Genomic DNA, 1,311 nt, shown 5'->3' with positions numbered 1-1,311 from the left:
GACAGGGCACGGCCCACGCGCCGCGCTCCAGCGCCTGGTGCAGCGCGCTGGCCGCATCGCGCACGCGCAGCGCGATCGCCGCGATGACCGGTGCCGGGTTCTCGCCTTGCAGCCCGGCGGTCTCGGGTGCATGCGCATTGACGATGACGTTCATGCCGCCCTGGCGGTACAGCAGCACCTCGCGCGAGCGGTGCCGGGCGACCGGGTGGAAGCCCATGGATTCCAGCACCTGCCCGAGCGCCTGCGGCCGGGTGGTGGCGTACTCGATGAACTCGATGCCTTCCATGCCGAGCGGGTTGGCCGGCAGGCCGACGCCTTCGCGTTGTGCGGTGGTGTCCATCGAAAGCTCCTGGTGTCAGGCGGCCGCGGCGGTGCCGATCGCGTGGGCGCCGCCGAGAAACAGCCGCTCGATGTGCGGATCGGCGAGCAGTTCGCCCGCCGGGCGGTGCAGCACCTGGCGGCCGGATTCGAGCGCGATCGCGTCGTCGGCCACTTTGAGGGCGCTCTTCACGTTCTGCTCGACCATCAGCACGGTGGTGCCTTGGGCGGTGAGTTCGCGCAGCAGCGTGAACACATCGGCCACGACGATCGGCGACAGCCCGATCGACGGTTCGTCGATCAGCAGCACGCGCGGACGCAGCAGCAGGGCGCGGGCGATCTCCAGCTGCTTCTGTTCGCCGCCCGACAGGGCCGAGGCCTGGCTGTGGAGGCGCTGCTGCACGCGGGGGAAGCGGGCGAGCACCTCGGGGATGCGCGCATGCGTGGTCTTCATGCCGAGCGTGATGCCGCCGAGCTCGAGGTTCTGCCACACGGTGAGCTGGCCGAACAGGTTGCGGCCCTGGGGCACGAAGGCGATGCCGTGCTGGCGCAGCAGGTCCTTGGGGCCGGTGCCGGTGATGTCGTTGCCATCGAGCCGGATGCGGCCCTKGCGCACTTTCAGCAGGCCGAAGAGCGTCTTCAGCACCGTCGATTTCCCGGCGCCGTTGGGGCCGAGCAGCAGCGTGATCTTGCCCTTGCTGGCCTGCAGGCTGAGCTTGTTCAGGATCATGAACTCGCCGTAGCCGGCGACGACCTCGTCGAACTCGATGGCGGTTTCGTTCATATCGTTCGGTGGTCTTGGCGCGTCGCGGCGGGTGAGGGGATGGGCTGGAGGCTCATGCCGAGGCGGTCGGCGCCCGGGGGGCGCCGACTCCACTGCGAAGATCGGCTTCGGGGGTGCATCGCCAAACTCCCGCCACTCACTTCGTTCGTTGTGGTCAAACAGTGGCGATGAGTCAGTCTACGAAGCGCGCTGGCGCGCGCCACCCCCGA

At 69.2% G+C, this 1,311-nt stretch carries 2 protein-coding genes; both read right to left on the bottom strand.

The annotated features are described in order from the left end of the window. On the bottom strand, positions 1–340 hold a 340-nt coding region (locus AC1D15_RS32730), incomplete at its 3' end, for a VOC family protein (protein WP_477829342.1). Positions 341–355: 15 nt separating this feature from the next. After that, complete coding sequence (locus AC1D15_RS32725; RefSeq protein WP_477829341.1) at positions 356–1,102, bottom strand: ABC transporter ATP-binding protein; 747 nt, start codon at positions 1,100–1,102, stop codon at positions 356–358. Between the last annotated feature and the right edge of the window lie 209 nt (positions 1,103–1,311).

The sequence above is a fragment of the Rhizobacter sp. P2_H2 genome, assembly GCF_056403375.1.
Note: the sequence above shows the minus strand (reverse complement) of the source record. Positions and strands in the feature narration are given on the sequence as shown.